The sequence below is a fragment of the Candidatus Dependentiae bacterium genome (assembly GCA_026389065.1).
In the GTDB taxonomy this organism is placed as follows: domain Bacteria; phylum Babelota; class Babeliae; order Babelales; family Chromulinivoraceae; genus JACPFN01.
The window spans coordinates 1-3397 of sequence record JAPLIP010000008.1; the positions used below are offsets into that span (position 1 = coordinate 1).

Annotated in this window: 4 protein-coding genes; 1 reads left to right on the forward strand and 3 read right to left on the reverse strand. The window is 33.3% G+C overall.

What is annotated here, in order from left to right:
• Window positions 1–23: 23 nt before the first annotated feature.
• Genes NTU89_00185 through NTU89_00195 form a run of 3 tightly spaced genes read right to left on the reverse strand, consistent with a single transcriptional unit; the run spans window position 24 to window position 2539 of the window.
• Entirely contained in the window at window positions 24–608 is a 585-nt protein-coding gene (locus tag NTU89_00185; protein ID MCX5922966.1) for a hypothetical protein, read from the reverse strand.
• Window positions 609–644: 36 nt separating this feature from the next.
• Window positions 645–1226: a hypothetical protein gene (locus NTU89_00190; GenBank protein ID MCX5922967.1), complete on the reverse strand. Its 582-nt coding sequence runs from the start codon at window positions 1224–1226 to the stop codon at window positions 645–647.
• Window positions 1223–2539 (reverse strand): hypothetical protein, encoded by a 1317-nt coding sequence (locus NTU89_00195; GenBank protein MCX5922968.1) that lies wholly within the window; start codon window positions 2537–2539, stop codon window positions 1223–1225. Before NTU89_00195 ends, NTU89_00190 begins: the two co-directional genes overlap by 4 nt.
• 359 nt (window positions 2540–2898) lie before the next feature.
• On the opposite strand from NTU89_00195, the gene NTU89_00200 reads away from it, so the two are divergent.
• A partial coding sequence (locus NTU89_00200; protein ID MCX5922969.1) for a hypothetical protein occupies window positions 2899–3397 on the forward strand: 499 nt, incomplete at its 3' end.

Genomic DNA, 3397 nt, shown 5'->3' on the forward strand with positions numbered 1-3397 from the left:
GTATTTAGAATTGCAAAGTTTCTTTATTTTGTTTTGTGCACATCGATAAACTTCCTTTTTAACTCCTTGGCTTGATCAATCCATTTTATTAAATTTTCTTTTTGAATAATTGCTTTGACCCTTGGTTTATAATCTTTCATAAACTTTTTATATGTTATAAAATTTGGATTCGATTTTTTTGTTTCACCATGCCAAGGATAAAAAGGAGTGATTTCAAAGACTATGTTTCCATTTTTATCATTGTACATCCAGCTGCTATAATATGGACGTATTTGCTTATGGCTATTACTCCAACAATGATATGTCTCTACATCTGTATCTTTTATAATCCCTTCAAAATATTGATTCCAATCGAACCCTAGATCATTACTGACTTTTGTATCTATTTTCATTTTTCCATTAATTAATTTTTGAATGTTTCCGTATTCTGCTATTTTATAGCAAAAAGTAGATGTGAATTCATATCCAAACCGTATAATTATATTTTTTTCTTCATCTATATAATCAATATCACAATGAGCGCAGACTTCGCAATCATCTTTGCCGATATGCTCTGGTATGATTTTTATGTATTCAGTCTCAGAAATCATAAATTTTGCTAGATCCATTATAGTATTTTTCCTTGGGCAGATCTCTTTTCTTAATTAATTACAGCAATCATTACATTTTTTGTAGTATGTTTTTGCCTGGTTGTTCCATTGTATAAGCATTTCTTTTGCAATGATTTTATGAACTTTTACTTTGTAGTTTTTTATAAAGTCTTCATATGTTATAAATTCAGGATCACTTTCTGCGCTTTCTATATTAAACCATTTATAAAGTGGGCTTATTTCGAATATAATATTTCCATCTTTATCATTATAAAACCAACTCGTGTAAATTTCTTGAGAATTTGTATGGCTATTGCTCTCAAAAAAATATTTATTTATTACGTCGCTATCTTTGATTAAGTCTTTGCAGTATTGATTATATTCAAATCCAGGATCTATTCGTTTTTTATTATCAAAAAACAATTTATTGTTTAGTAGGGCTGTAAATCCTTTGCATCCAAATGAACCATTAAAAGTCTCTGCTTCTGTATATCCGAATCGTATGGTTATTCCCAATTCTTCATCAACGTAATCAATGTTGCATTCAGCACATATTCCGCAATAGCCCTTTCCAATTGGTTCTTGGATGACGTGAATATACTGCTTATCTGTGATCATAAACTTAATAGAATTCATTTTATTATTTTTCCTGATTTATTCATAAGGCCTGCTGATTTTAAGGCGTTTTCAGAATGTATATCAAGTTTTCCTTCGACTATATATCCATGATACTCGCCTGGTAAATGTTCGTGAAATTTAACAATTTTTCCATTTTCAATACCAACTCTAGTTTCAAGATTTCTTTCTCCTTTTGTTTTTACACTTATTGATTCATTAAGCGCTTTTTGTCCATCGCGAGGTGGCTTGCCAATATTGCCTTTAGAGTTTTGATGATGTTTTGGATTATTTTCATATTTTCCATGCGGACACAATAGTTGTATATTTTTGTCTTTCTTGGGATCTTTCTTAGGGTCTTTTTTTGGACCGCCTCCACCACCGCCGCCACCACTACTTTTTTTATCTTTCAAGGCGCCTTTTATTTTAGGTATTCCAACCTTGATTAACCACCCAATTGCAAGCCCACCGCCTACGATAGCAGGAATTATTGGGCCACCAAGGATAGTTCCACTACCCAGTCCAATGTAGCCTGGAACTATTAATATGGCTGCTGAAATTGTATTTTGCCTGTCGTTTGGCAGGTATATGAGTATTTTGTTGCACATAGGTTCGATTATTCCACCTGGCAGTAGGCCATAGGATGTATCTTGATCTATAGGTACATAGATGTGTTGCTCATTTGAAATCGGCTTAATTGTCTCATCTGAAAGCATATTATCGAAGATATCTTCTTCTGGAATATATATGCATGGATCATTTGGAATTAGTTCAATAGTTCCACAAAGGTCAACATCATCAAATTCATCAGACTGTATAATGACTTGTCTTGTTTCTTGTAATTTTAGCTGTTGCTTGAGTGTGTATTCATATTGAAATTGTCCTATTTCCTCCCAATAATTTGCGATGCAGATCTCTATTTCTTCTTGTGATTTAATGAGTTCTAAGGCTAAGGCTTCTTCTTTTTGCAGTTCGGCAAATTCTTGCGCTTCTTCTAATTCAAGTAACTTTTTGCTTTCAATGGCTAAGGCTAGCATTAAAGCCTTTTCTTTTTCCAGAGCTAGGGCAGCAGGTAAGTCTTTTTCTTTTTCTATGGCTAATCTCTTCTCTTTTTCCTGGGCCAAAGCAATATCGACGGCTTTTTGTTTTTCTAAGGCCTTTGTTTGTTCATTGTTTTGCCAAGTAGATCGATTAGGAGTCCAGTCATTAGAAGAGCTTGATGAGCTACTGCTTGATGAACTAGATGACCATGTCATTGTTGATGCGGGGTGTGAGATTCCAGTAAAAATGGTTAAGAATGATATAAAAATATGATTAAATGAGTTTGTTTTCATAGATGATTCTTTTGATAGGGTTTTTGAAGAATTGTTTAATGCTTACGGGATTATACCGTAAAGATGGTCGTTTTAACAGCTGAAAAGAACGGCTTTTTATGAAAGTTGTATATCACAAAAACATGATGAAATTACCATTTTGTAAAAAGATTGGTGTTGCCAATCGTAGCTGCTAGAGGCTTGTTTTACAAGGCTACAAAAAAAGACCCCCACCCCCTTTGCGGGGCTAAAAAGCCCGTGCTATAACTATTATATGCTCCATTAAGAATTCTAGAAAAATCTTAGTGGATGCATACTCATCAAAGTATGGGTGTAACGAAAAAAGATAAAAAATATAAAAACCTAATGGAGGTTCTCTCATGAAAAATAAATTAATGTTAATCGGTCTTACTGCAATGTTGTCAGTTGGCCTAAATGCTGATGTTGAAACAGTTTCTTATACTCAAAGAGTAAAAAATGGTTTTTCAGCAGCTAAAGATTCTTCAGTAAACGGCTCTAAGGCTGTTTATAGCGCTATCGCTTCTGGTGCTACTGCAACTAAAAACGGTATTGTTAATGGTTCTATTGCAACTAAAAACGGTATTGTTGATGGTACATGTGCAACTGGAAGAGCTGTAAAATATGCTTACAATAATCCTAGACTTGCAAAAGACATTGCTTGGACAGCTACTAAAGATTTCAGTTCAAACGCTTTAACTAAAGCTCAAGAAACTGGTAAATTTATAAATGGTAAAACATTTGGAAATAATCTTGGTTATTTCAAATATGATGGTGCTGTAGTTTCAACAGTTGTTTTAGCTGGTCTTGGTTACGGTACTTATAAAGTTTACAAAAATGGTTATGTTTCAAAAATGAAAC

Coding starts and splice junctions, on each gene's coding strand:
- NTU89_00185 (MCX5922966.1), bottom strand. CDS start 608: ATGGATCTAGCAAAATTTATGATTTCTGAGACTGAATACATAAAAATC.
- NTU89_00190 (MCX5922967.1), bottom strand. CDS start 1,226: ATGAATTCTATTAAGTTTATGATCACAGATAAGCAGTATATTCACGTC.
- NTU89_00195 (MCX5922968.1), bottom strand. CDS start 2,539: ATGAAAACAAACTCATTTAATCATATTTTTATATCATTCTTAACCATT.